Genomic DNA, 24,602 nt, shown 5'->3' with positions numbered 1-24,602 from the left:
ACTGGCCCGGGCCCGCGGCCCCGCCCACGTCTGTGGGCCGGGCCCCGGGGAAACCCCGGGGCCCGGCCCTCTGCCTGCCGACGGCTACGCGCTCAGCGAGCGCGAACCGCTCAGTTGTCGTCCTCGTCGATCAGGAAGCCGCGCATCGGCGACGGAGCCTGCTGCATCGGCTGCGGCGCCTGCGGCCGCACCGGTGCCATCGGCTGCGTCATCGCGGGCGACATCTGCTGCTGGCCGCCGCCGTACGACGGGCCACCGCCCATCGACTGGTTGCCGCCGCCCATCTGCTGGCTGCCGTGGCCACCGTGGTTGCCGCCCATGCTGTGTCCCATCGCACCCGCACCGGCCGGAGCCAGGGAGGGCGAGGACGACAGCGAGGGGGCCGCGGGGGTCCTCGGAGGAGCCAGCGAGTCGTCGGACTGGGTCTCCAACTGTCGCAGCTGGCTCTCCAGGTACGACTTCAGACGGGTCCGGTACTCGCGCTCGAAGCCGCGCAGGTCCTCGACCTTGCGCTCCAGCGTCGCGCGGGCCGACTCCAGCGAGCCCATCGCCACGCGGTGCTTCTCCTGCGCGTCCCGCTCCAGAGCGTCCGCCTTGGAACGGGCGTCGCGCTCGAGGCCCTCGGCCCGGCTGCGCGCCTCGCCGACGATCTTGTTGGCCTCGGAACGGGCCTCCGCGATCGCCTGGTCGGCGGTCTGCTGGGCGAGGGAGAGGACTCGGGCGGCGCTGTCGCCACCGGGGCCCTGACCGGGCTGCTGCATCTGCTGCTGCTGCATTTGCTGCTGCTGCATCTGCTGCTGCTGCGGGGCGTGACCGCCCATGGGGCCGCCCATCGGTCCACCCATGGGACCGCCCTGCATCGGGCCGGGGCCGTGCGGGCCCTGAGGACCGGGACCGTGGCCGCCCTGGGGGCCATGGCCGCTGGGGCCGGCGGGGAGCTGCGGAGCGCCACCGGGCAGCTGGGGGGGACCCATCTGCGGGGGCTGCTGCTGCTGTACCGGCGGACCAGATATGGCGGCGGGCACAGGGGCCCCCGGCCGGTCCTGCTGCTCCGGCGGTTTACGCATTCCCTGCTGCTGGTTCTGCTGGTTCTGCGCGGCCGCGCGCGTGGCTGCTGCCAGCTTGGCGCGCAGATCCTCGTTCTCGCGAAGCAGACGGGTCAGCTCCGACTCGACCTCGTCGAGGAAGGCATCGACCTCGTCCTCGTCATAGCCTTCTCGGAGGCGGACGGTCGTGAACTGCTTGTTCCGCACGTCCTCGGGGGTCAGCGGCATCTCTTCTTCACCTCTACGTAGTCGTCGGCAGTCGGCAAGACCGTATCGTTCACACGCTGCTCGCAAGCTTGCCCACGATGCTGAGCAGAATGTAGACGATGATCATCAGAACGAAGAAGGACAGGTCGAGTGCCACGCCCCCGAGACGCAACGGCGGTATGAACCGCCGCAGAAGCTTCAGCGGTGGATCGGTGACAGTGTAAGTGCCCTCGAGAACGACCACCATCGCCTTGCCTGGCTGCCATGAACGTGCGAACTGGAAGACGTAGTCCATGACCAGCCGGAAGATCAGCACGATGAGGAAACACATCAGCGCGATATAGACCACATCCAGTGCGACGCCCATGTCCCGCGGTTCCCTCTCCCCTGGCTCTTGCAGCCCCGGCCTCACGGCCGGTGTTGTTCCCGGTGTTCTCAGCTCTGGTTGAAGAACCCGCCCTCTGCGATACGGGCCTTGTCCTCCGCCGTGACATCGACGTTAGCAGGCGACAACAGGAACACCTTCTGCGTCACGCGTTCAATGCTGCCATGAAGACCGAAGACGAGTCCCGCGGCAAAGTCGACAAGTCGCTTCGCATCGGTGTCGTCCATCTCCGTGAGATTCATGATCACCGGAGTGCCCTCACGGAAGTGTTCCCCGATGGTACGGGCCTCGTTGTAGGTCCTGGGGTGCAGCGTGGTGATCCGGTAGGGCTCACGCTCGGACACGACCTTGGGCATGATCACCGGTGCGTTCTTCTCCATGTTCGGGCGGTCAGGTGTGATGGATGCCACGGGTGCGATTCGGGCGGGTCGTCCGCTTTCCGCCGGGAGCTGAACCGGCTCCCGGGGTGCGGGCGGCTGTACCGCTCGTACCGGTTCGTCCCGTTCCCGCTCCACCTGATGCGGAGGCTGGTGCCGCCGCCGGTCCCGCTCGGGCTCCGGCTCGGGTTCGAATTCGTCGTCGGGGTCGAACCCCGGACCGTCGTACCCATCGTCCTCCACGAGGCCGAGGTAGACCGCCATCTTGCGCATCGCGCCGGCCATGCTCCGAGTCCTCCGCTCTGTGGTGGATCGGCATTCGTGTCACCAAGTGCCCGAGATCCACTCCGGCCTGCCCGCGAGAAGCGGGAATGACCATATTTTCTGCTGTGGTCCGACTTGCTTCGCGACGTTACCCGAGCCGGGGTCGGACTCCGAGCACCGCCGTACCGACGCGTACATGTGTCGCCCCGGCCGCGACGGCGTCCTCGAGATCCGCACTCATCCCAGCAGAGACCATGTTCGCAGCCGGATGGTTCCCGCGCAGGCTCGATGAGAATTCCATCAGGCGGTCGAACGCGGCCCGTTGCCGGCCCGCGTACGGACCAGCGAGCGGGGCGACCGTCATCAGGCCGTCGAGCCTGAGCCCCTCGGCCGCCTCCACCGCGGCGGCCAACTCCTCGACGGCGTCCGGGGCCACACCGCCCCGGTCACCGCGTTCGCCGCTCTCCGCGTCCAGGGCGACCTGGATGAGACAGCCGAGTTCCCGGCCGTCCCTCACCGCGGCGGCCGAGAGCGCGGTGACGAGCTTCACCCGGTCCACCGACTGGACGACGTCGGCGTAACCGGCCACGGACCGGACCTTGTTGGTCTGCAACTGCCCGACGAAGTGCCAGGTGAGCGGCAGATCGGCACAGGCGGTCGCTTTCGGCGCCGCGTCCTGGTCGCGGTTCTCGGCCACGTGACGCACCCCGAGCCCGTGCAGGATGCGCACGTCGCTCGCGGGATACGTCTTGGTGACCACGATGAGGGTCACCTCCGACCGGTCGCGGCCGGCCGAGGCGCAGGCGGAGGCGATGCGCTCCTCCACCTGTGCCAGGTTCGCCGCCAGTTGAGTCCTGCGGTCCGTCATGTCCTATCAGTCCAACCAGACATATCCGGCGAGCCGTCCTGTGGTGCGGTCGCGGCGGTACGAGAAGTGGTCGCCGGATTCCAGGGTGCAGAACGGCGAACTGTGCCGGTCGACGACGCCGAGCTCGTCGAGCTGGGTGTGGACCCCGGCCGTGACGTCGACGGCGGGGGTTCCCCAGCTGGTCCGGGACCACGACGCCGGCACGGCCTGTGCGACCTCGGCGCGCATCTGCTCGGGGACCTCGTAGCACCGCCCGCAGACGGCCGGCCCGGTGCGCGCGACGATGCGGGACGGTTCCGCGCCGAGCGCGGTCATGGCCTCGACAGCCGCCGGGACCACCCCCGCGATCAGACCGGGACGTCCCGCGTGAGCGGCCGCGGCCACGCCGGCCACCGGATCGGCGAGCAGTACGGGTGTGCAGTCGGCGGTGAGTACAGCGAGCGCGAGTCCACGCCGGGCCGTCACCACCGCGTCCACGGCGGGGATCTCCCGGGCATCGCCCCAGGGAGCGTCCACGACGGCCACGTCACGCCCGTGCACCTGGTTCATCCACACGACCCCGGCCGGGTCGAGGCCCAGGGAGCGGGCCGCGCGTTCACGGTTCGCGCGGACGGCGGCGGGGTCGTCACCGACCGCGCCGCCGAGGTTGAGCTCCTCGTACGGAGCGGCGCTCACTCCGCCCCACCTGTCGGTGAAGGCGAAATGGGCGCCGCCCGAGGAGGAATCCGCGGTGTGCACCGCGTCCTGCGGACCTATCACTTCAAGAAGTCCGGTACGTCCAGCTCTTCGGCCTGGCTGTCCTGGTAGGGACGGGCCGTCGGGACATGCGGCGGAGAGACAGGCGGAAGCGTGTTCTCGTTCGCCACCGGTGCCGGCTCGGCCGGCGCCTGGGGCTCCTCGCGCGGGGGCACGGAGCCGAGTCCGCCCGTGGAACGGGTGGGCTCGGTGACGCGGGCCGGCGCGGCCGGCTCCTCCCGCTTGCCGGCACCCGCTCCGAGTACGGTCTCCCGGCGGGTCGGCGGCTGTCCGCCGTCGAAGCCCGCCGCGATGACGGTGACCCGCACCTCGTCGCCCAGCGCGTCGTCGATGACCGCGCCGAAGATGATGTTCGCCTCGGGGTGGGCCGCCTCACTCACCAGTTGCGCGGCCTCGTTGATCTCGAAGAGACCCAGGTCGCTGCCGCCGGAGATGGAGAGCAGGACACCGCGGGCGCCGTCGATGGACGCCTCCAGGAGCGGCGAGGAGATCGCCATCTCCGCGGCGGCGACCGCGCGGTCGTCGCCGCGGGCCGAACCGATACCCATGAGCGCCGATCCGGCCTCGGACATGACCGACTTGACGTCGGCGAAGTCGAGGTTGATCAGACCCGGGGTCGTGATGAGGTCGGTGATGCCCTGGACGCCCGAGAGCAGCACCTGGTCGGCCGACTTGAACGCGTCGAGCACGCTGACCTGGCGGTCCGAGATGGACAGCAGCCGGTCGTTGGGGATGACGATGAGGGTGTCGACCTCTTCGCGGAGCTCGGCGATGCCGTCCTCCGCCTGGTTCGCGCGTCGCCGGCCCTCGAAGGTGAACGGGCGGGTGACCACGCCGATCGTCAGGGCGCCCAGCGAGCGGGCGATGTTGGCGACGACGGGTGCGCCGCCGGTGCCTGTGCCGCCACCTTCACCGGCGGTGACGAAGACCATGTCGGCCCCCTTGAGGACCTCCTCGATCTCCTCACGGTGGTCCTCTGCCGCCTTACGACCGACGGCCGGGTTCGCCCCGGCGCCGAGGCCGCGGGTGAGTTCACGGCCGACGTCGAGCTTGACGTCGGCGTCGCTCATCAACAGTGCTTGCGCATCGGTGTTGATCGCGATGAACTCGACGCCCTTGAGACCGACCTCGATCATTCGGTTGATGGCATTGACACCACCGCCGCCGACACCGATGACCTTGATGACTGCGAGGTAGTTCTGCGGTGCTGCCACGTCGAAGGCCTCTCGCCTCGAGTTACGTGTCGTCGCTTCGCGGTAGTCCCGCCGCGACGACGGATGCCGATTGGGTCGGTCCGGACGCCGACCCAAACCCTAACGTTGAAGTTCAGGGTTACCAGTGTGTCTGCTTCTTGGACTCTTCCGAACAGGACACTAAGTCGACAAGTGGCGCACGTTCAACGAACACGCCGAACCTCCCGTTTTTCTTTTCACCCTATGTGATCACCCGTAGCGCTGACCAACCAGGGGGCTGGCCTGGCCAAACGTGCGTCAACTCTTCGACGCCGCAGGGGCGGTGGGAGCACTCACGTCGAAGTGTCCCGCTTTGGGGGACGCTTTCATGAGAGCGGTGAGCACCCGCGCCTTGACGGGCCCCTCCTCACTACTGCCCCACATCACGGTGCGTCCACGGGTCAGCTCGAGAACGGCCGAGTCGTACGAGGTGATCCGTACGGACTCGGTCTCGCCGGCGAGCTTCCCCGGGAGGTCTCCCGCGATGCGGACCGCTTCCCGCAGCAGACGGTCACTGCCGAACCGGCGCAGGCTCGGTGACCGTTCAGGTGCCAGTTCGAGCAGCGGCACATGACGGGGCGCCTCGTCCACGGTAGCGAAGCGAACGCCCTTCGCGTCCACCTCGATGAACTCCTCGCCCTTCTCGACCAGCAGAACCGGCTTGCGTTCGGTCACTTTAAGGCCGATACCGTGCGGCCATGACCGTACGACATCCACGGAGTCGATACGAGGCAACTTCTGGCGCAACCTGTCCGCGACGGCGTCGGTGTCCACGGAGACCAGCGGATCCCCGACCGGGGCCGCGGCGGCGGCCTCGACCTCGGCCCGGGTCAGAACCTCGGTGCCGGTCGTCGTCACGCGCTCCAGGCGCAGCCAGGACGACCCGTACAGGACCCAGACGGTGGCCGCGGCGATCAGGACCGCGCCAAGTACGGCCAGGACCAGCCGCGTACGGCCGGTCAGCCGGCGCCCCTCGGGGCTGATGTGGGGCGGGCGGGCCGGGGTGTCCGCCCGCTCGGCCTCTCCGCGCTGGGCGGTCGTCGGTCCGGCCACGCTCGCTCCTTCACCGGACCCGGGGCGCACGCCCCGGGTCCGCGCCGCCTCACGCCTGGCGGCGTGCGGCAATCGCCTCGTACACCATGCCGACGAGGAGGTCGTCGGCATCCCGTCGCCCGAACTCCGCGGCGGCACGGGACATCTCGTACAGCCGGTGCGGGTCCGAGAGGACCGGCAGGACGTTGCCCTGCACCCATTCCGGGGTGAGGGCCGCGTCGTCCACCAGCAGACCACCGCCGGCGTTGACCACCGGCTGGGCGTTGAGCCGCTGTTCGCCGTTGCCGATGGGCAACGGGACGTAGGCGGCGGGCAGCCCGACGGCGGAGAGCTCGGCGACGGTCATCGCGCCCGCGCGGCAGAGCATCATGTCGGCCGCGGCGTACGCGAGGTCCATCCGGTCCACGTACGGTACCGGGATATAGGGCGGCATACCGGGCATGTTGTCGATGCGCGGCAGTTCGTTCTTCGGACCGACCACGTGCAGGATCTGGATTCCCGACCGCTGGAGCAGCGGTGCGATGCGCTGGACCACCTCGTTGAGGTGGCGCGCGCCCTGCGAGCCGCCGGTCACCAGCAGGGTCGGCAGGTTGGGGTCGAGGCCGAAGGCGGCACGCGCCTCCGGGCGGGCCCGGGCACGGTCCAGGGTGGCGATGGTGCGGCGCAGCGGGATGCCGATGTAGCGCGCGCCCCGCAGCTTGCTGTCGGGCGTGGAGACCGCGACCCCGTGGGCGTACCGGGAACCGATCTTGTTGGCCAGGCCGGGCCTGGCGTTGGCCTCGTGGACGACGATCGGGACACCGGCGCGCTTGGCCGCGAGGTAGCCGGGCAGCGCGACGTAGCCCCCGAAGCCGACGACGCAGTCCGCCTTGGTGCGCTCGAGGATCTGCTCGGCCGCCTTGATGGTGCCGCGCAGCCGCCCCGGGACGGTGATCAGTTCGGGGGTGGGCTTACGTGGCAGCGGTACCGCGGGGATCAGTGCCAGGTCGTACCCCCGCTCCGGTACGAGCCTGGTCTCGAGTCCGCGTTCCGTGCCGAGGGCAGTGATTCCCACGGTCGGGTCCTGCCTCCGCAGGGCGTCTGCGAGGGCAAGCGCGGGCTCGATGTGCCCGGCGGTCCCCCCGCCGGCGAGTACGACATGCACCGAAATTCACCGCTCTCCGGACGGACGCTTCGTGACGCGCCGTCTCATCGTCTTCCATCTGACCCCGGGCCTCCGCATGGCCAGGGCCGCTCTCGCCGCAGGGTCCTCTCGCGCGAAGGCGATCATGAGCCCGACAGCGAACATGGTCGGCAGCAGGGCCGAGCCCCCGTAGGAGAACAGCGGCAGCGGGACACCGGCGATCGGCAACAGGCCGAGCACCGCACCGATGTTGATCACGGCCTGCGCCGTGATCCAGGTGGTCACGCCTCCGGCTGCGTACCTCACGAAGGGGTCCTCCGTGCGTCCGGCCACGCGGATACCCGCATAGCCTAGAGCCGCGAAGAGGGCCAGCACCGACAGCGTCCCCGCCAGACCCAGTTCCTCCCCGGTGATGGCGAAGATGAAGTCGGTGTGCGGTTCCGGAAGTTGACCCCATTTTTCCACACTCGCACCGAGCCCGGAACCGAACCATCCGCCGGACGCGAGAGCGTAGATTCCGTGCACCGCCTGCCAGCAGGAGTCGCCGGGGCCGGGCTCGGACGCGCCGATGCAGCCGAGCCGTGACATCCGGTTGGGGCTGGTCTTGATGAGCACGAAGCCGATGAGGACGGCGAAGGCGAGCACACCGGCGAAGAGCCTGGTGGGAGCGCCCGCCAGCCAGAGAAGGCCGAAAAGGATCGCGGTGAGGATGATCGCCGTCCCCATGTCACCGCCGAGCATGATCAGTCCGAGGATCATGAAGGCGACGGGAACGAGCGGCACGAGCATGTGCTTCCACTGCGCCAGCAGCCGCTTGTCCTGTTTGCGGGCGAGCAGGTCGGCACCCCACAGGATGAGGGCGAGCTTGCCGAACTCGCTGGGCTGGAGCTGGAACGGGCCGCCGAGATAGATCCAGTTCTGGTTGCCGTTGACCGACATCCCTATCCCCGGCACCTGGACCAGGACCATCAGGAACACCGTGCCCATGAGCAGCGGGTAGGCCAGCGCCCGGTGCAGCTTGACGGGCATCCTGGAAGCCAGCAGCATCAGCCCGGCACCGATCACCGCGGCGATGAACTGCTTGCGGAAGAAGTAGGTGCTGGGCCTGGAGAGCTCCAGCGCCTTGATCATCGAGGCTGAGTAGACCATGACGAGGCCGAGGACGGTGATCAGCAGTCCGGCGCCGAGGATCAGGTAGTACGCCGTCAGAGGGCGGTCCCAGGCGCGGCGCGCCCGCTCGTAGGCCCGCCGCACTCCGGAGTCCCGGCGCGGCCGGGGCGGTGTGCCGCCGCCACGGGGCCCGCCGCGGGGCGCGGGTGCTCTGCGGGGGCCGGCTGCGGGGCGGCTCCGCAGAGCCAGCCCCGGGGGCAGTCCCGGGCCCGCGGGCAGCGGCCCGGCGGGCAGGGGCGGGGTGAACGCCCGGCTGATCGCCGCGGTCGCCCGTGAGCGGCCCGCTCCGGGCCCGGCTGATCTCTCGTCGGCCGGCATTGTCGCTGTCCCCTCCACTGCTCGTGCCCGGGGCCGTCGCCGGGGCGCCCGCGGCGGTGCGGCCCGTGCCCCGGGTCCCCCGGAGGGTACGGCGCGGAGGCCGGGCCCGTCAGGCGCTCTCGTCGGCGAGTTCGCGGACCGCGTCCGCGAACGCCTCGCCCCGCTTGTTGTAGTTGACGAACATGTCCATCGAGGCGCAGGCCGGGGCCAGCAGTACGGTGTCGCCCGGCCGCGCCAGCCGTGCGGCTTCGCGGACCGCCTCGGACATCGCCCCAGTGTCGGTCCGGTCGAGGTCGACCACCGGTACCTCGGGGGCGTGTCGCGCCAGGGCTTCCCGGATCAGCGCCCGGTCGGCGCCCATCAGCACGGCTCCCCTCAGCCGCTTCGCCGCACCGGTGACCAGCTCGTCGAAGGTGGCGCCCTTGGCGAGGCCCCCGGCGATCCAGACGATCGGCTCGTAGGCCGCGAGGGACGCCTCGGCGGCGTGGGTGTTGGTGGCCTTGGAGTCGTCGATGTACGTGACACCGCCCACGTCGGCGACGTGTTCGATGCGGTGGGCGTCCGGACGGAAGGCCCGCAGGCCGTCCCGTACGGCGGCGGGCTCCACGCCGAAGGCGCGGGCGAGTGCCGCCGCGGCGAGGGCGTTGGCGATGTTGTGGGGGGCCGGCGGGTCGACGTCGCCGACCTCGGCGAGTTCCTGTGCCTGCTTCTGCCTGTTGGCCACGAAGGCCCGGTCGACGAGGATGCCGTCGACCACCCCGAGCTGGGAGGGCCCCGGTGTGCCGAGGGTGAAGCCGATCGCCCGGCAGCCCTCCTCGACGTCGGCCTCGCGTACGAGGTCCTCCGTCGCCTGGTCCTGCGCGTTGTAGACGCAGGCGACGCTGTTGCCCTCGTAGATCCGGCCCTTGTCGGCGGCGTAGCCCGCCATGGACCCGTGCCAGTCGAGGTGGTCCGGGGCCAGGTTGAGCACGGCGGCCGAGTGGGCGCGCAGTGAGGGCGCCCAGTGCAGCTGGTAGCTGGAGAGCTCGACGGCGAGTACGTCGTACTTCTCGTCGCCGAGCACCGCGTCCAGCAGGGAGACCCCGATGTTGCCGACCGCGGCCGTACGGAGCCCGGCAGCCTGGAGGATCGAGGCCAGCATCCGTACGGTCGTGGTCTTGCCGTTGGTTCCGGTGACGGCGAGCCACGGTGCGGCGTCGGAACCCCGCAGCCGCCAGGCGAGTTCGACGTCGCCCCACACGGGGACGCCCGCCTCGGCCGCCGCCTGGAAGAGCGGCTTGCCCGGCTTCCAGCCCGGGGCCGTGACGACGAGCTCGGTGGACTCGGGCAGGGTGTCGCCGTCGCCGAGGCGCACGGTGACCCCGAGGGCCTCCAGTTCGGCGGCCTGGGCACGGGAGCTTTCGTCGTCGCCGTCGTTCACGACGGTGACGAGGGCACCGCGCTCGTGCAGGGCACGGGCGGCGGGCATTCCGCTGACGCCGAGCCCGGCCACCGTGACCCGCTTGCCCTGCCAGTCCACTTCGCTCACTTCTTTGCTGCCCATCCCGCGTAGAAGAGGCCGAGGCCGACGATCACGCACATGCCCTGGATGATCCAGAACCGGACCACGACAAGGACTTCGGACCACCCCTTGAGTTCGAAGTGGTGCTGGAGCGGCGCCATCCGGAAGACCCGCTTGCCGGTCATCTTGAACGAGCCGACCTGGATGACCACGGACATGGTGATCATCACGAAGAGCCCGCCGAGGAGCGCGAGCAGGAACTCGGTGCGGGAGCAGATCGCCAGGCCGGCCAGCGCGCCGCCGAGTGCGAGCGAACCGGTGTCGCCCATGAAGATCTTCGCGGGCGAGGTGTTCCACCACAGGAAGCCGAAGCAGGCGCCCATGAGGGCCGAGGCTACGACCGCGAGGTCGAGCGGGTCCCGCACCTCGAAACAGGCTTCCGGGTTGGTGAGGGTGATCGCGTTGGCGCAGGACTCCTGGAACTGCCAGAGCCCGATGAAGGTGTACGCGCCGAAGACCATCACGGACGCGCCGGTGGCCAGGCCGTCCAGACCGTCCGTCAGGTTCACGCCGTTCGACATCGCGAGGATCATGAACAGCGCCCAGACGCAGAAGAGCACCGGGCCGATCGACCAGCCGAAGTCCTCGACGAACGAGAGCCGGGTGGATGCCGGGGTGTTGCCGCGGGCGTCCGCGAACTGGAGCGAGAGCACCGCGAAGGCGATGCCGACGATCAGCTGGCCGGCCATCTTGGCCTTGGCCCGCAGGCCCAGCGAGCGCTGCTTGACGATCTTGATGTAGTCGTCGAGGAAGCCGACGAGGCCCATCCCCGCCATCAGGAACAGGACGAGGACACCGGAGAAGCGGATCGGCTCGCCGGTGATCACCTTGGCCAGGACGTACGCGATGATCGTCGCCAGGATGAAGGCGATACCACCCATGGTGGGCGTGCCCTGCTTGCTGCCGTGGGTACGCGGGCCGTCGTCCCGGATGAACTGCCCGTAGCCCTTGCGGGCCAGGAGTTTGATCAGCAGCGGAGTGCCGACCAGGGTCAGGAAGAGCCCTATGGCCCCTGCGAAGAGGATCTGCCTCATCGGACGGCGACCTCGCCCTCGGTCGTCTCCAGCAGCGCCATGGCGACCCTCTCCAGGCCGACCGACCGGGACGCCTTCACCAGCACGACGTCTCCCGGGCGCAGTTCACTGCGCAACAGGTCGACGGCCGCCTCTGCGTCGGACACGTGCACCGACTCCTCACCCCACGAACCCTCGTTGTATGCGCCCAGTTGCAGCCAGGAGGCTTCTTGTCCCCCGACCGCGACGAGCTTGCTGACGTTGAGCCGGACGGCGAGCCGTCCGACCGCGTCGTGCTCGGCGAGCGACGCGTCACCGAGCTCGGCCATCTGACCGAGCACCGCCCACGTGCGCCCCCCTCCCGCCTGTCGGGCCTTGCCCATGGCGGCCAGCGCACGGAGTGCGGCCTTCATGGATTCGGGGTTCGCGTTGTAGGCGTCATTGACGACCGTCACACCGTCCGGACGCTCGGTGACCTCCATGCGCCAGCGGGAGAGGGTGCCCGCCCCGGAGAGCGCCTCGGCGATCTCGGTCACGGACATGCCCAACTCATGGGCGACGGCGGCCGCGGCGAGCGCGTTCGACACGTGGTGCTCACCGTACAGGCGCAAGGTCACGTCGCTGCACCCGGTGGGTGTGTGGAGCGCGAAAGCGGGGCGGCCGTCGTCCGTGAGCCGCACGTTCTCTCCCCGTACGTCCGCTTCCGGGGCCTCTCCGAAGAGGAGCACCCGGGCTTTTGTGCGGGAGGACATCGACCGCACGAGGGGATCGTCGGCGTTGAGCACGGCGACGCCGTCATCGGGGAGGACCTCGACGAGCTCGCCCTTGGCCTGCGCGATCGCCTCGCGGCTGCCGAACTCCCCGATGTGCGCGCTGCCCACGTTGAGGACCAGGCCGATCCGGGGCGGCGTCAACCCGGCGAGGTAGTGGATGTGGCCGACGCCCCGCGCGCCCATCTCGAGCACGAGGTGGCGGGTTTCGGCCGTGGCGCGCAGTGCGGTGAGCGGCAGGCCGATCTCGTTGTTGAGGGACCCGGGCGTCCACACCGTGGGCGCCTTGCGCTCCAGCAGCTGCGCGATGAGGTCCTTCGTGGACGTCTTGCCCGCCGAGCCGGTGAGCGCGACGACGGTGGTGCCGAGGCGCTCGACGACCGCGCGGGCGAGGGCTCCGAGCGCCGCCACGACGTCGTCGACGACGATCGCCGGGACACCGACGGGGCGGGCGGCCAGCACGGCCACGGCGCCCGCGTCGACGGCGCGCTGCGCGTAGTCGTGGCCGTCGACCCGCTCACCCGCGAACGCGGCGAACAGGGAGCCCTGCCGCACCTCCCGGGAGTCGATGACGACGGGTCCGGTGACGGTGGCGGACGGGTCCGGCACGTCGGACGGCTGCCCGCCGACGATTCCGGCGATCTCGGCGAGGGAGAGGGTGATCACTTGGTCATCCCTGACTGTTGTTCTCGTGGGTGTGTGCGCGGGCTTCGGGGGCGGGCACGGCACCCGTGCGCCCCAGGGAGTGCTCGATGGCGGCGCGCAGGACCTTTCGGTCGTCGAAGGGGCGTACCACTCCGTGGATGTCCTGACCCTGCTCATGGCCCTTTCCGGCCACGAGCACGGTGTCCCCGGGCTCGGCCCGGGCGACCGCCGCGGCGATGGCCGCACCCCGGTCGGCGTCGACGAGCACATCGCCGCGCTCGTGGACGGGTACCTCGGCCGCGCCGGCGAGCATCGCGGCGAGGATCCCGAGGGGGTCCTCGGAGCGCGGGTTGTCGGAGGTCAGTACGGCGGTGTCGGCGAGCCGTGCCGCCGCGGCGCCCATGGGGCCGCGCTTGGTCGTGTCGCGGTCGCCGCCGCAGCCGAGCACGAGGTGCACCCGGCCCTCGGTGACCTTCTGCAGGGAGCGCAGGACGGATTCGACCGCGTCGGTCTTGTGCGCGTAGTCGACGACCGCGAGGTACGGCTGTCCGGCGTCGACGCGTTCCAGCCGGCCGGGCACGCCGGGTACGGCGGCGACCCCGTCGGCGGCGGTCTGCGGGTCGACACCCGCGACGGCGAGCGTGACGATCGCGGCGAGGGTGTTGGCCACGTTGAACGGGCCGGGCAGCGGGGCCCTGGCCGTGACGCGCTCGCCCTTGGGACCGACCACGGTCAAGGTGCTGTCCTGGGGGCCGACTTCGACGTCCTCGGCACGCCAGTCGGCGTCCGGGTGTCCCTCGGCGGAGAAGGTGACGACCGGGATGGACGCCTCCTCGACCAGCCTGCGGCCGTACTCGTCGTCGAAGTTGACCACACCGAGCTTGCTGCGCTGCGGGGTGAACAGCTGCGCCTTGGCCTGGAAGTAGTCCTCCATCCCGGAGTGGAACTCCATGTGCTCCGGGCTGAGGTTGTTGAACACGGCGACGTCGAAGACGCAGCCGTCGACCCGGCCGAGGACCAGGGCGTGGCTCGAGACCTCCATCGCGACGGCCTCGACACCTCGTTCGCGCATGACGGCGAACAGGGCCTGGAGGTCGGTGGCCTCAGGGGTGGTGCGTTCCGACTTGATGCGCTCGTCGCCGATCCGCATCTCCACGGTGCCGATCAGCCCGGTGCTCCGGCCGGCACCGCGCAGGCCGCCCTCGACGAGGTAGGCCGTGGTGGTCTTGCCGGAGGTTCCGGTGATGCCGATCTGGAGCAGGCCGACGCCCGGCCGTCCGTAGATCTCGGCGGCGATCTCGCCCATCCGGCCGCGTGGGTTCTCGGTGACGAGGACCGGGAGGCCGGTGGCGGCGGCGCGCTCGGCTCCCGACGGGTCGGTGAGGATGGCGGCCGCGCCGAGACCGGCGGCCTGGTCGGCGAAGTCGGCGCCGTGGAGGCGGGCACCGGGCAGGGCCGCGTACACGTCCCCGGGGCGTACCGCCCGGGAGTCGTGGGTGATGCCGGTGACCTCACCGGCATCCTGCGGTCCGGCACCGAGCCGGGCTGCCAGCTCTCCGAGGGACGTCGGCCGGAGCCGGTCCGGTCGGGGCGCTCCCGGGTAGGTCACAGGCGCGTCCTTCTGAGTGGTTTGGAACTGATCAGCGTGGGGCACGGCGGTGAGCGTACCGGGCGGACCCGGCCTCTCGCGAAGTGAGGGGCCGGGGTTGCGGTACTTCTCGTTCCGGTTGCCGGGTTCGGGGGTGATGGTCGTCACTGAGGGTTCCCCCGAGTCACTCGCCGGGTTTGAAGGTGACCGGAAGCCTGGCGGGATCACTGCCGGACGGGGCGGTCTGGAGGGTCTTGAGGGCGAACTCCATGACCTTCTTGTAGATGGGCCCGCAGATCTGACCACCGAAGTAGCTGCCCTTGGTGGGGTTCTGGATGGCGCAGTAGACGGCGATCTGCGGGTCGTCGGCGGGGGCGAAGCCGGCGAAGGACGCGGTGTAGCCCTTGTAGACGCCCCGCACGGGATCCACGCGGTTGGCCGTACCCGTCTTCCCCGCGACCCGGTAGCCCTGGATGTGGGCCTTGGTGCCGGTGCCCTCCTGGTCGTCGACCACGGACTCCAGCATCCTGGCCAGGGTCCTGGCCGTCTTCTCGCTGACCACCCGGGTGCGCTCGGGCTTCTCGGAAGCCGTGTATCCGCCGTCGCCGTCCTTGCTGCCGCGCACCAGGGTCGGCTCGATGCGTACTCCGCCGTTGGCGATGGTCTGGTACACGGAAGCGGCCTGCATGGCGTTGAGCGAGAGCCCCTGCCCGAAGGGGATCGTGAACTGCTGGGACGTCGACCAGTCCTGCGGCTTGGCGAGGATGCCGGGCGACTCTCCCGGGTAGTCGAGCCCGGTGGTGCTGCCGAGGCCGAACTTGCGCAGGTAGGAGTACAGGACCTTGTTGGCCTCGGCCTGCGTCCTGCCGAGCTGTCCGGTGGCCAGGATGGTGCCGATGTTGCTCGATTTGGCGAGTACGCCGTTGAGCGTGAGGTACCAGGTGGGGTGGTCGACGTCGTCCCGGAAGAGCCGGTCACCGCGGTGGAGGCGGTTGGGGACGGTGACGTGCGTATCGGGCGTGGCGGCCTCCTCCTCCAGTACCGCGGCCATGGACATGACCTTGCTGGTGGAGCCGGGCTCGTACACGTCCTGGAGCGCGGCGTTGCCGAGGCCGGCCGAGTTGCTCTGCGCGAGATCGTTCGGGTCGTAGCCGGGGGCGTTGGCCATGGCCAGCACCTCGCCCGTCTTCGTGTTCTGGACGATGACGTAGCCGCGGTCCGCCTTCGACTTCTCGACCTGGTCGGCCATGGCCCGCTGGGCGGCCCACTGGATGTCGCGGTCGATCGTGAGCTCGACGTCGGTACCGGCGACGGCGGGGATCTCCTTTGAGCCCGCGGTCGGCACGGGACGGCCGCCGGCCTGGGCGTACCTGATCTTGCCGTCCTCGCCCTGGAGCCGGTCGTTCAGCTGTGCTTCCAGGCCACCGCCGCCCTTGCCCTCGGCGTTGACGAATCCCAGTATCCCGGCGGCCAGATCACCGTTCGGGTAGACCCGCCTGGTCGTGGGCTCCTGGAGGACCCCGGCCAGCACGTTGGCTCCGGGACCGCCGTCGGCCCTGTCCTCCGCGGCCTTCTCCGCGAGCACGGACTTCAGGTCCTTGATCTGCTTCCAGACCTGCGGGGTCTGGCGTCGCGCCAGGACGGTGTAGCGGCTCTTGGGGGTCGAGAGCTTCTTCGTCAGCTCGGCGACGTCCTTGTCGAGGATCGGGGCGAGCAGTGCGGCAGCCTGCGCCGGCGCGTCGGGCGCCTTGCTGTCCTCGGGCGTGAAGAGCTTCGGGTCGGCCGTGATGTCGTGCGCGTCCACGCTGGTGGCGAGGGCGATGCCGCCGCGGTCGGTGATCTCGCCCCGCTCGGCGGCGATCGTGTACTCGAGGTAGCGGTTCTTCTCGGCCTTGGCGGCGTAGGCGCTGGCGTCCACGGCCTGGACCTGGAGGAGCCGGACGACGAACGCCAGCATGACGAGGGTGAGGCAGAGGCTGATCAGGCGCAGCCGGGGCCGTGGACTGCCCAGGCGGATCGGCCGCCTGGAGCCGCCCCGCCGTCTCGCGGTGGCCGTGCGCCCTGGGCGCCTGGCCTCGGGACGGGCGGCCGGGCGCGGACGTCCGGATCCCGCCGCGTTGCGGGGGCGTGCGGGGCCGGGCACGCGACGGCGCGGCGGTTCCTTGGTCGGCACTGCGTCACCTGCCGGGGCTGTTCGAGGGCGAAGTCGTCGGGGTGGTCTGCGTCGTGGAAGGCGGCGGGGAGGAGCCCGGCGGCGCTGAGCCCGCGGGGGACGCGGACTCGGCCGCCGACGCGGACCCCTCGGCAGCCGAGGCGGACGCCGAGGGCTCGGGCGCGCTCGTCCGCGGCGCCGGGGCCTCGGTCGGGGTGGGGTCGGCGGTGGCGCGCTCGCGCACTCCGCGCACGGTGCCGTCCGGACTCAGGAACGCGGGGCTGCCCCCGGGCACCATGCCGAGTTGCCTGGCCCGGCGCTCCAGCGCGTCGGGCTCCGCGTAGGCGTCGACGTCCCGTTGCAGGGCCTGCTGCTCGTCGGTGAGCTCGGTGGTCTCCCGCTTCAGCTTGCTCAGCCTGAACGATCCTTCGTTGAGCGCCGAGTTCAGCACCAGCAGCGAGATCAGGCCACCGGTGAGCAGGAGCACGACCAGCAGGACGAAGGGGGTGCGGGCGGCGGTGCTCGGCCCCGACGGCATCAGCCGGGCGAGTCGGCCGGCCCGTCCCTTCATCTGCTCGGCCGTCCTGGTCACCGCGCTGCCACCGGGCCTCCCGGTGCCGGGCGCACGGCGCGGGGGGCGCTCATCGCTCCTCCGCGCGGATGCGTTCGGCGCCGCGCAGCCGGGCCGGGGCGGCACGTCTGTTCTCGGCCACCTCCTCCTCGGTCGGGAGTTCGGCGCCGCGGGTCAGCAGCTTGAGGCGGGGCTGGTAGCGCTCGGGTACGACGGGGAGCCCGGGGGGCGCCGTGTTGGCGGCGCCTGCCGCGAAGACCTGCTTGACCAGCCGGTCCTCCAGCGAGTGGTAGGAGAGGACGGCGATCCGGCCGCCGACGGCGAGGGTGCCGACCGCAGCCGGAACAGCCCGCTCCAGGACGGTGAGTTCACCGTTGACCTCGATCCTGAGCGCCTGGAAGGTGCGCTTGGCCGGATTGCCGCCGGTGCGCTTGGCGGCCTGCGGCAGGGAGTCGCGGATCAGCTCGACGAGGCGCGCGCTGTTGCTGAAGGGTTCCTTCTCGCGTTCGCGCACGACGGCCGAGACGATGCGCTTGGCCTGCTTCTCCTCGCCGTACGCCCGCAGGATCCGCACGAGCTCGCCCGGGGGGTAGGTGTTGAGCACCTCCGCCGCGCCGATGCCGGTCGTCTGGTCCATGCGCATGTCGAGCGGAGCGTCCTGCGCGTAGGCGAACCCGCGGTCGGCCTCGTCCAGTTGCATCGAGGAGACGCCGAGGTCGAACAGCACGCCCTGGACCTTGTCGATGCCGAGCCGGCCGAGGACCTCGGGGAGCTCGTCGTAGACGGCGTGCACCAGGGTGGCGCGGTCGCCGTAGGGCGCGAGGCGTTCGCCGGAGAGCCGCAGCGCCTCCTTGTCCCGGTCGAGCGCGATCAGCCGGGCTTCGGGGAAGGCGGCGAGCAGCGCCTCGCTGTGCCCGCCGAGCCCGAGGGTGCAGTCCACCACGACCGGGGGCCCCGCTCCTGGGCTCGTCGTCTCCAGAGCCGGGGCCAACAGGTCCAGGCATCGCTGGAGCATCACCGGGACATGGCGGGTCTGGCTCAAAGCGCCCTCTCAGGCTCTGTCCCGTGTATGGCCGCACGTACGGTCGGGTCCCCGCCCGCCCGGAAGGGGAGGTCCGCCGGCGCCGGGGAAGGAGGCGTCGGCCGACCGGCGAGCGGGCAAGGGCCGGGCCGCACGTGCGCCGCACATCACGGGAGCGCGAAACGAGTAAACATATGCACAATGCGCGGGCGTGTCGGTAACTTCGCGTCACTTTAGTCCACCCTGCCATTCGATCCGTTCCCGATCAACGAACCGCGCAGCGCGTCGCGGTACCGCGACGCGACCGGGAACCTCACCCGGTCGGGTGCGTGGCGTGAGGCTTGTGGGTTACCTCACAACAAGTCTCGTTGACGTCCTTTGTCCCGAACCACAGCACGCCACGAGCGAACGCGGCGGCTAACGTCGTAGCCATGTCGACATCTGCGCAGTCTTCCACCGAGACCGATTCCTCCGCAGCCCGTTCCGACGGGGCGGTGACCGACCGGCTGGTCAAGCTGAACACCCGCTACGCCGAGGCGTTCAGCGACCCGGGCATGGACGCGCGGCCGGTGCTGCGCGTGGCCGTGGTCGCGTGCATGGACGCCCGCCTGGACCTCCACGCCGCGCTCGGCCTCGAGCTCGGCGACTGCCACACCATCCGCAACGCCGGCGGCGTCGTCACCGATGACGTCATCCGTTCGCTGACCATCAGCCAGCGGGCGCTCGGCACCCGCAGCGTCATACTGATCCACCACACGAACTGCGGTCTCGAGTCGCTCACCGAGGACTTCCGGCAGGAGCTGGAGCGCGAGGTCGGCCAGCGGCCGGTCTGGGCGGTGGAGGCGTACTCCGACGCCGACCAGGACGTACGGCAGTCGATGCAGCGCGTGCGCACGTCGCCGTTCCTGCTCCACACCGACGACATCCGCGGGTTCGTCTTCGACGTGACCACGGGCAAGCTGCGCGAGATCCTTCCGTCCTCCTGACGCACACCCCCGACATACGGACCACATCCGGCATATCGCCCCCACTTGTCCACAGGCGAGTGACACGAAGCGGTAACGGCAACAAGAATGCGGGTGTGACATCTCTCCGGGTCCTCCGGAGAGTGTCCGTATTTCGGGGCGGGCCGGGCACTTCGGTGCCCCGTTCCGTGCACAAGGGGCCGAGGAGGGCCGGGTGACGACCTATGACGATCGAGCGAGCCTCACAGATCTGACGACGACCGCGGAGCGGGTGCGCAGGTCGGTCGAGGGTGTGATCGAGGGCAAGCCTGAGGTCGTACGGCTTTCGCTGACCGTGCTGCTGGCCGAGGGCCATCTGCTCATCGAGGATGTGCCCGGGGTCGGCAAGACGATGCTGGCCAAGGCCCTGGCACGGTCCATCGACTGCTCGGTGCGGCGTATCCAGTTCACCCCCGACCTGCTCCCCTCGGACATCACCGGGGTGTCGATCTTCGACCAGCAGCAGCGGGACTTCGAGTTCAAGCCCGGCGCGATCTTCGCCCAGATCGTGATCGGCGACGAGATCAACCGTGCCTCGCCCAAGACCCAGTCGGCACTGCTGGAGTCGATGGAGGAGCGTCAGGTCACGATCGACGGCCACACCTACGAACTGCCCGACCCCTTCATGGTCGTCGCCACCCAGAACCCGGTGGAGATGGAGGGCACGTATCCGCTGCCGGAGGCCCAGCGCGACCGCTTCATGGCACGGGTGTCGATCGGCTACCCCAGCGCGGAGGCCGAGCTCCGGATGCTCGACGTGCACGGAGGGGCCTCGCCGCTGGACGACCTGCAGCCGGTGGCCCACGCGCACGACGTCGTGAAGCTGATCGAAGCGGTACGCGCGGTCCACGTGGCCGAATCCGTGCGGCGGTACGCCGTGGAGCTGGTGGGGGCGACTCGTCAGCACCCGGACCTCAGGCTCGGGGCCTCACCGCGCGCGACCCTGCACCTGCTGCGCGCGGCCAAGGCGTCGGCGGCCCTCGCCGGGCGGGAATACGCCCTTCCGGACGATGTCCAGGCACTCGCGGTGGCGGTGCTCGCGCACCGGCTGCTGCCCACGGCGCAGGCCCAGCTCAACCGACGTACCGCCGAACAGGTCGTGGTGGACATCCTGCAGCGCACACCCGTACCGACATCGGGCGGTAGGGCCTCGCAGGCACCGGCACAACCGCAGGCCCGTCCGGGCGGCCCGGTGTACGGCGGGCAGCCCGGCGCACGGCGGCTGTGATGGCGGCCGGGGGTCCCGGTCCGGTGGAGAGCGGAGACGCCAAGGGCGGTCTGCGGGCGGCGCTCGGCGGACTCACGACGCGGGGCCGGTCCTTCCTGGCGGCGGGTGTGGCGGCGGCGGTCTGTGCCTACGTGCTGGGCCAGGGGGACCTGCTGCGGGTAGGCCTTTTGCTGGCCGTGCTGCCCCTGGTCTGTGTCACCGTGCTCCACCGCACCCGCCACCGGGTGTCGGGCAGCCGGCGGCTGTCGCCGTCCCAGGTGCCCACCGGCTCGGAGGCACGGGTACACCTGCGGATGCACAACGTGTCCCGGCTGCCCACCGGCCTGCTCATGCTCCAGGACCGTGTTCCGTACGTGCTCGGCCCACGGCCCCGGTTCGTGCTGGACCGGGTTGAGGCGGGCGGTGTCCGGGAGGTGTCCTACCGGGTCCGGTCCGACCTGCGCGGACGCTATCCGCTGGGTCCGCTGCAACTGCGGCTGAGCGATCCGTTCGGGATGTGTGAGCTGACACGCTCCTTCAGCGCGTACGACACCCTCGTCGTCATCCCGCTCACCGAGCGGCTTCCGCCGCTGCGGCTGGCCGGGGAGGCGTCCGGGTACGGCGACGGCAGGCAGCGGTCGCCGGCGCTGTCCGGCGAGGACGACATCATCCCGCGCGGCTACCGCCACGGCGACGACCTGCGCCGGGTGCACTGGCGTTCCACCGCGCGCTACGGCGAACTGATGGTGCGTCGGGAGGAGCAGCCGCAGCGGGCCAGGTGCACGGTGCTGCTGGACACCCGGCGGATCGCCTACCAGGGCGCCGGACCGGGCTCGGCCTTCGAGTGGGCGGTGTCCGGGGCGGCGTCCGCCTTGGTGCACATGCTGGAGCGGGGCTTCGCGGTGCGGCTGCTGACCGACGACGGGAACGCGGTGCCGGGCGACAGCGCCGACGGGTTCGCCGGGTCGACGCAGGAGTCCGCGGACTCGGCGGGTCTGATGATGGACACCCTGGCGGTCGTGGACCACTCCGAGGGGGGCGGACTCTCGCGCGCGCACGACGTGTTGCGTGGCACCGACGAGGGGCTGCTGGTGGCGTTCCTCGGCGACCTGGACGAGGAGCAGACGGCGGTGGCGGCCCGGATGCGGCAGCGGAGCCGCGGTGCCGTCGCCTTCGTGATGGACGGCGAGCACTGGGCACGCGGCCGGGAAGCGGGCGCTTCCGGTCCGGCCGCCGACCGTCTGCGGCTGCTGCGTGAGGCCGGCTGGACGGCGGTGCCGGTGGCACCCGGTGCCGAACTCTCCCAGCTGTGGCAACAGGCGGGCCAGGAGCGCTCGGGCGCGCATTCCGGGGCCGCTGACTCGACGACGGGATTCTCCGGGGGATGGTCATGAGCGGGCGTACCCGGCTGGCGCTGTGCGCCTTCGCGGCCACGATGGCTGCGGCGGCGGCTCTGCTGCCCTTGGTCGAGACGTCGAAGTGGGTCCTGCAGGCCGGCTTCCTGCTGGCGCTCCAGAGCGGGGCGGGCGCGCTCGCCCGCCGGGTCTCACCGGCGCGGATACTGACGGTCTCGCTCCAACTGGTCGTGACCCTGCTGTCGCTGACCCTGGTGTTCGCCAGGGAGCAGGCCCTGTTCGGTGCCCTGCCGGGACCACAGGCGGTCCGGTGGCTCGCCGAACTGCTGACCGTGGGCGGGGACGACGTCGGCCGGTACGCGATCCCCGCACCGGCGACGGACGGCATCCGGCTGATGCTGATCGGCGGGGTACTGCTGATCGGGCTCGCCGTGGACGTCCTCGCAGTGACGTTCCGCGCGGCGGCCCCGGCCGGTCTGCCGCTGCTCGCGCTCTACTCGGTCGCGGCGGGGCTCTCCGACGGCGGGGCGGGTTGGCTCTGGTTCCTCCTCGCGGCGTCCGGCTACCTGCTGCTCCTGCTGGCCGAGGGCCGGGACCGGCTGTCCCGGTGGGGGCGGGTGTTCGGCGGCGTCTCGCATACGTCGGGCGGTCTGGCGGCGGGGCTGGAGGGCGCCGGGAAGGCCTTGGCCCCGGTCCGGACGGGGCGGCGCATCGGCGCGGTGGCGCTGGGTGTCGCGCTGGCCGTGCCCGCGGCGCTGCCAGCGCTGGACGGCGGGCTCCTGGGGGGCTCGGGCGGTGGGTCCGGCCGGGGCAGCGGCGGTGGCACGATCTCCGCGGTGAATCCGCTGGTCTCGCTGCAGAACAACCTGAACCAGCCGGAGAACCGTGAGGTGATCTCCTTCCGCTCCAACGCCGACGAGGCGCAGGACCTCTATCTGCGCATCCTGGCCCTGGACCAGTTCAGCGGGGGCGAGTGGCGCCCGTCGACCCGGCGGCTGAAGGACGTGCCGGACAGGCTGCCGCAGCCGCCAGGCCTGGGCCAGGACGTCAAGGTCACCGAGGTCAGGACGAACGTATCCGCGTCCCGTTCCTACGCCCAGACGTATCTGCCGCTCCCCTACCCGGCGAGCGAGGTCGACGTCCAGGGCCGCTGGCGGTACGAACCCGAGGGCCGCACCCTCGTCGGTGACAACGGCCAGACGACACGCGGCGCGCGGTACGAGGTCAGCAGCCTGGTCGTCGAGCCGACGGCCGCGCAGCTCGCCGGGGCGATGGCACCGCCCGCGGACCTGGTGCGGGAGTACACGCGGGTCCCCCGTTCGCTGCCGGACGTGGTGGCCGAGACGGCCGAGCGGGTGACCGAGGGAACCTCCGACGACTACGAGGCAGCCGTGAGGCTGCAGGACTGGTTCGCCGCGAAGGGTGGCTTCCGGTACGACACGACGGTGACGTCGGGGACCGGAACCGCGGCGATCGAGCGGTTCCTGAAGGACAAGGAGGGCTTCTGCGTCCACTTCTCCTTCACGATGGCCGCCATGGCCAGGACCCTGGGAATCCCGGCCCGGGTCGCGGTGGGCTTCGCGCCCGGCACCGTCCAGGCGGACGGTTCGGTCTCGGTGGGGCTGCGGGACGCGCACGCCTGGCCGGAGCTCTACTTCCAGGGGGTGGGCTGGACCCGCTTCGAGCCGACGCCGTCGCGGGGCAGCACCCCGTCGTACACACTGCCGGACGCGCCCTCGCAGGATCCGAGCAATCCGGCCGCGCCGACCGAGGGCACCTCGACCGCGCCCACGGCCGTGCCTTCGGCCACCGATTCCTGCCCGGCACAGTTGCGCCGCGTGGGTGAGTGCGGTGCGTCGGCGGCTCCCGGGGTGGTGGATTCGGGCGATCCGGGAACCCCGGCCGGCACCGTGGTGCTGTGGACGCTCGGCGTTCCGGCGGTGCTCGCGCTCCTGTTCCTGCCGATGCTCTGGAGGCTGCGGCTCCGGGGCAGGCGCCTCGGCTCATCCGTCGGGCGTACGCCGGCGGATGCCACGGCCAGGGTGATGGCCGCCTGGCGGGAGCTGACCGACACGGCCTGGGACCACGGCATCGCGCCGGACGACTCGCGGACCCCCCGGAAGGCCGCGGCCCGCGTCGTGCGGCTGGGCGGCATCGACGGCACTGCCGCCGCAGCGGCACATCGGGTGGCCGGAGCCGTGGAACAGGTGCTGTACGCGCCCGAGCCCCGGCCCGCCGACGGTGTGGCGGAGGACGTCCGGGCCGTGCGGGCCGGGCTGTGGGCAGCGACCGGGCGCTGGGGCAGGCTGCGGGCGACGCTGGCACCGCGTTCGGCCGTTCGGGTGAGCTGGGCCCTCTCGGAACGCCGGACGGAACTCGGCCGCCGCTGGGCCGACCGTATGGCGCGCGACAACTGGCGAACGAGGCTGCGCCCCCCGTCACGCCAGCAGGGCTGAACCTCCGGGGCCCGTTCCCGGCCCGGTCCGGGGGCGGCCAGAAAGGTCCCGGCCCGGCCCGGGGGCGGCCTGGTCCGGTCCCGGGGCCGGCCTGGTACCCGGCCTTGCCCGGCCGCCGGCCCTGTCCGGTCCCGGGACCTTCCTTGTCCGGGCCGCCCCTGGACCTCGGCCCTGCCCGGTCTTGGGCCCTGCCTGGCCCTGGGCCTGCGCAGCCGGGATCCCGGCACGGGGCTCACCGGGATTTCGCAGGTCAGCCCGGTCGGCGGACCCGGACGGGCAGGTGGCGCCGTCCCTCGACGACAGTCGGCCGTGCCGGCCAGGAGGGCGGTCACCGCCTCGTGCGGACACACGTGAGGGGCGGTCGCCTCGCGGCGACCGCCCCTCACGTGTCGAGGACCGGCGTCAAGTTCTCGTTGTGCGCGGTCCGCGTCCGGGCATGATGGCAGCCTGCCATCGGCCG

General features: G+C 71.2%; 20 protein-coding genes. 4 read left to right on the top strand and 16 right to left on the bottom strand.

From position 1 onward, the window contains the following. Window positions 1–110 precede the first annotated feature (110 nt). The 16 genes from AB0I83_RS25995 to rsmH all read right to left on the bottom strand — a co-directional run bounded on the left by AB0I83_RS25995 (window position 111) and on the right by rsmH (window position 18,141). Window positions 111–1,274, bottom strand: a complete 1,164-nt coding sequence (locus AB0I83_RS25995; RefSeq protein WP_363306330.1) for a DivIVA domain-containing protein — start codon at window positions 1,272–1,274, stop codon at window positions 111–113. 49 nt (window positions 1,275–1,323) lie between these two features. Then, on the bottom strand, window positions 1,324–1,620 hold the full coding sequence (locus AB0I83_RS25990; RefSeq protein WP_150490233.1) for a YggT family protein: 297 nt from the start codon (window positions 1,618–1,620) through the stop codon (window positions 1,324–1,326). A 68-nt stretch (window positions 1,621–1,688) separates the two neighbouring features. After that, window positions 1,689–2,300 (bottom strand): cell division protein SepF, encoded by a 612-nt coding sequence (gene sepF, locus AB0I83_RS25985; RefSeq protein ID WP_356537184.1) that lies wholly within the window; start codon window positions 2,298–2,300, stop codon window positions 1,689–1,691. A 127-nt stretch (window positions 2,301–2,427) separates the two neighbouring features. Further along, on the bottom strand, window positions 2,428–3,147 hold the full coding sequence (locus AB0I83_RS25980; RefSeq protein ID WP_356537185.1) for a YggS family pyridoxal phosphate-dependent enzyme: 720 nt from the start codon (window positions 3,145–3,147) through the stop codon (window positions 2,428–2,430). A gap of 6 nt (window positions 3,148–3,153) precedes the next feature. Beyond that, window positions 3,154–3,885, bottom strand: coding sequence for a peptidoglycan editing factor PgeF (gene pgeF, locus AB0I83_RS25975; protein ID WP_363306329.1), 732 nt, complete (start codon window positions 3,883–3,885; stop codon window positions 3,154–3,156). Between the two features lie 17 nt (window positions 3,886–3,902). Continuing rightward, complete coding sequence (ftsZ, locus tag AB0I83_RS25970; RefSeq protein ID WP_356844135.1) at window positions 3,903–5,117, bottom strand: cell division protein FtsZ; 1,215 nt, start codon at window positions 5,115–5,117, stop codon at window positions 3,903–3,905. A gap of 276 nt (window positions 5,118–5,393) precedes the next feature. Further along, the gene (locus AB0I83_RS25965) at window positions 5,394–6,188 is read right to left on the bottom strand and encodes an FtsQ-type POTRA domain-containing protein (RefSeq protein WP_363306328.1); all 795 of its coding nucleotides are present in this window, start codon (window positions 6,186–6,188) and stop codon (window positions 5,394–5,396) included. Window positions 6,189–6,237: 49 nt separating this feature from the next. Then, window positions 6,238–7,332 (bottom strand): undecaprenyldiphospho-muramoylpentapeptide beta-N-acetylglucosaminyltransferase, encoded by a 1,095-nt coding sequence (gene murG, locus AB0I83_RS25960; protein WP_356537192.1) that lies wholly within the window; start codon window positions 7,330–7,332, stop codon window positions 6,238–6,240. Between the two features lie 6 nt (window positions 7,333–7,338). Beyond that, window positions 7,339–8,799 (bottom strand): putative lipid II flippase FtsW, encoded by a 1,461-nt coding sequence (ftsW, locus tag AB0I83_RS25955; RefSeq protein ID WP_363306326.1) that lies wholly within the window; start codon window positions 8,797–8,799, stop codon window positions 7,339–7,341. A 109-nt stretch (window positions 8,800–8,908) separates the two neighbouring features. Further along, entirely contained in the window at window positions 8,909–10,342 is a 1,434-nt protein-coding gene (gene murD / locus AB0I83_RS25950; RefSeq protein ID WP_363306325.1) for a UDP-N-acetylmuramoyl-L-alanine--D-glutamate ligase, read from the bottom strand. After that, complete coding sequence (gene mraY / locus AB0I83_RS25945) at window positions 10,324–11,394, bottom strand: phospho-N-acetylmuramoyl-pentapeptide-transferase (RefSeq protein WP_356537198.1); 1,071 nt, start codon at window positions 11,392–11,394, stop codon at window positions 10,324–10,326. The genes murD and mraY overlap by 19 nt, the downstream gene beginning before the upstream one ends. Continuing rightward, window positions 11,391–12,809 (bottom strand): UDP-N-acetylmuramoyl-tripeptide--D-alanyl-D-alanine ligase, encoded by a 1,419-nt coding sequence (gene murF, locus AB0I83_RS25940; protein WP_363306323.1) that lies wholly within the window; start codon window positions 12,807–12,809, stop codon window positions 11,391–11,393. Before murF ends, mraY begins: the two co-directional genes overlap by 4 nt. 4 nt (window positions 12,810–12,813) lie before the next feature. Further along, window positions 12,814–14,397, bottom strand: coding sequence for a UDP-N-acetylmuramoyl-L-alanyl-D-glutamate--2,6-diaminopimelate ligase (locus AB0I83_RS25935; RefSeq protein ID WP_356537201.1), 1,584 nt, complete (start codon window positions 14,395–14,397; stop codon window positions 12,814–12,816). A 163-nt stretch (window positions 14,398–14,560) separates the two neighbouring features. Beyond that, on the bottom strand, window positions 14,561–16,549 hold the full coding sequence (locus tag AB0I83_RS25930) for a penicillin-binding protein 2 (RefSeq protein WP_356537203.1): 1,989 nt from the start codon (window positions 16,547–16,549) through the stop codon (window positions 14,561–14,563). Between the two features lie 4 nt (window positions 16,550–16,553). Then, window positions 16,554–17,120: a cell division protein FtsL gene (locus AB0I83_RS25925; protein WP_363306322.1), complete on the bottom strand. Its 567-nt coding sequence runs from the start codon at window positions 17,118–17,120 to the stop codon at window positions 16,554–16,556. A gap of 49 nt (window positions 17,121–17,169) precedes the next feature. After that, window positions 17,170–18,141 carry a 16S rRNA (cytosine(1402)-N(4))-methyltransferase RsmH gene (rsmH, locus tag AB0I83_RS25920; protein WP_356537207.1) on the bottom strand — a complete coding sequence of 324 codons (972 nt, stop codon included), beginning with the start codon at window positions 18,139–18,141 and terminating at the stop codon, window positions 17,170–17,172. Between the two features lie 410 nt (window positions 18,142–18,551). On the opposite strand from rsmH, the gene AB0I83_RS25915 reads away from it, so the two are divergent. The 4 genes from AB0I83_RS25915 (at window position 18,552) to AB0I83_RS25900 (ending at window position 24,142) form a co-directional block, all read left to right on the top strand. Further along, a complete protein-coding gene (locus tag AB0I83_RS25915; RefSeq protein ID WP_363306321.1) occupies window positions 18,552–19,106 on the top strand; it encodes a carbonic anhydrase in 555 nt (184 codons plus the stop codon). A gap of 193 nt (window positions 19,107–19,299) precedes the next feature. After that, window positions 19,300–20,352: a MoxR family ATPase gene (locus AB0I83_RS25910; protein ID WP_363306320.1), complete on the top strand. Its 1,053-nt coding sequence runs from the start codon at window positions 19,300–19,302 to the stop codon at window positions 20,350–20,352. Next, the gene (locus AB0I83_RS25905; protein ID WP_363306319.1) at window positions 20,352–21,725 is read left to right on the top strand and encodes a DUF58 domain-containing protein; all 1,374 of its coding nucleotides are present in this window, start codon (window positions 20,352–20,354) and stop codon (window positions 21,723–21,725) included. The genes AB0I83_RS25910 and AB0I83_RS25905 overlap by 1 nt, the downstream gene beginning before the upstream one ends. After that, window positions 21,722–24,142 (top strand): DUF3488 and transglutaminase-like domain-containing protein, encoded by a 2,421-nt coding sequence (locus tag AB0I83_RS25900; protein ID WP_363306318.1) that lies wholly within the window; start codon window positions 21,722–21,724, stop codon window positions 24,140–24,142. The genes AB0I83_RS25905 and AB0I83_RS25900 overlap by 4 nt, the downstream gene beginning before the upstream one ends. Window positions 24,143–24,602: the final 460 nt, after the last annotated feature.

Source organism: Streptomyces sp. NPDC049970, assembly GCF_040660235.1.
Classification (GTDB): domain Bacteria; phylum Actinomycetota; class Actinomycetes; order Streptomycetales; family Streptomycetaceae; genus Streptomyces.
Note: the sequence above shows the minus strand (reverse complement) of the source record. Positions and strands in the feature narration are given on the sequence as shown.

Bases quoted from the DNA above. Each gene is read 5' to 3' on its own strand.
- murD (WP_363306325.1), bottom strand. From the start codon at position 10,342: ATGGGCAGCAAAGAAGTGAGCGAAGTGGACTGGCAGGGCAAGCGGGTC.
- ftsW (WP_363306326.1), bottom strand. From the start codon at position 8,799: ATGCCGGCCGACGAGAGATCAGCCGGGCCCGGAGCGGGCCGCTCACGG.
- AB0I83_RS25995 (WP_363306330.1), bottom strand. From the start codon at position 1,274: ATGCCGCTGACCCCCGAGGACGTGCGGAACAAGCAGTTCACGACCGTC.
- AB0I83_RS25980 (WP_356537185.1), bottom strand. From the start codon at position 3,147: ATGACGGACCGCAGGACTCAACTGGCGGCGAACCTGGCACAGGTGGAG.
- AB0I83_RS25915 (WP_363306321.1), top strand. From the start codon at position 18,552: ATGTCGACATCTGCGCAGTCTTCCACCGAGACCGATTCCTCCGCAGCC.
- mraY (WP_356537198.1), bottom strand. From the start codon at position 11,394: ATGAGGCAGATCCTCTTCGCAGGGGCCATAGGGCTCTTCCTGACCCTG.
- AB0I83_RS25990 (WP_150490233.1), bottom strand. From the start codon at position 1,620: ATGGGCGTCGCACTGGATGTGGTCTATATCGCGCTGATGTGTTTCCTC.
- AB0I83_RS25900 (WP_363306318.1), top strand. From the start codon at position 21,722: ATGAGCGGGCGTACCCGGCTGGCGCTGTGCGCCTTCGCGGCCACGATG.
- AB0I83_RS25905 (WP_363306319.1), top strand. From the start codon at position 20,352: ATGGCGGCCGGGGGTCCCGGTCCGGTGGAGAGCGGAGACGCCAAGGGC.
- sepF (WP_356537184.1), bottom strand. From the start codon at position 2,300: ATGGCCGGCGCGATGCGCAAGATGGCGGTCTACCTCGGCCTCGTGGAG.